Annotated in this window: 1 protein-coding gene; it reads left to right on the top strand. The window is 67.4% G+C overall.

The genetic code is table 11. The annotated features are described in order from the left end of the window. Positions 1-964, top strand: a 964-nt coding sequence (locus tag ACJH7A_RS30695; RefSeq protein ID WP_406803346.1) for a ubiquinone biosynthesis hydroxylase, incomplete at its 5' end; no start/stop codon positions are given. Positions 965-1,028 lie beyond the last annotated feature (64 nt).

Here is a 1,028-nt window from a genome sequence, read left to right as displayed (position 1 = left end):
GGCGCCGACCGCGCAGCCGATCACGGACATGGTCGTGACCGATTCCAAGCTCGAGGACGCCACCCGCCCGGTTTTCCTGACCTTCGCCGGCAATGTCGAGCCGGGCGAGCCGTTCGCCCATATGGTCGAGAACCGCTATCTGATCGATGCGCTGGCAAGCCGCGCCGAGGCCGAAGGCGTCGAGCTGCGCGCCACGGCGGTGTCGAGCTTCGACTCACGCCCCGACGGCGTCAGCGTGCGGCTGGCCGACGGCACCGAGATCGATGCGAGCCTCTTGGTCGCCGCCGACGGCGCACGGTCGAAGCTGCGCGAGCGCGCCGGGATTGCGACCCATGGCTGGGACTATGACCAATCCGGCATTGTCGTCACGGTCGGGCATGAGCGCGCGCATCACGGCCGCGCCGAGGAGCATTTCCTGCCCGCGGGCCCGTTCGCGATCCTGCCGCTGACCGGCAACCGCTCCTCGCTGGTGTGGACCGAGACGCGCAAGGACGCCGCGCGCATCACGGCGTTGAGCGAGGACGAATTCCACGCCGAGCTCGAGCAGCGTTTCGGCTTGCATCTCGGCGAGATCAAGGCGCTCGACCGACCGCGCGGGTTTCCGCTCGGCTATTTCGTCGCGCGCTCGTTTGTCGCCGAACGGCTGGCGCTGATCGGTGACGCCGCGCATGTGATCCATCCGATCGCGGGGCAGGGGCTCAACATGGGCCTGAAGGATGTCGCGGCGCTTGCCGACGTGCTCGAGCGCTACCAGCGCTGGCGCCGCTTCGACACCATGGCAATGGGGGTTGCCACCAACTCGCTGAACTTCCTGTTCTCCAACGAATCGACATTGCTGCGCACCGTGCGCGACATCGGCCTCGGCCTCGTCGATCGCGCGCCGCCATTGAAGAGCATGTTCATCCGCCAGGCGGCGGGCCTGTCAGGCGAAGTGCCGCGGCTGTTGAAGGGCGAGGCGCTGTAAGCTTTCGTAGCCCGGACGAAGCGGAGCGAAATCCGGGCTACTACGCGATCGCATCAGTCGATCT

The sequence above is a fragment of the Mycobacterium sp. SMC-17 genome, from assembly GCF_045310915.1.
Classification (GTDB): Bacteria; Actinomycetota; Actinomycetes; order Mycobacteriales; family Mycobacteriaceae; genus Mycobacterium.
Note: the sequence above shows the minus strand (reverse complement) of the source record. Positions and strands in the feature narration are given on the sequence as shown.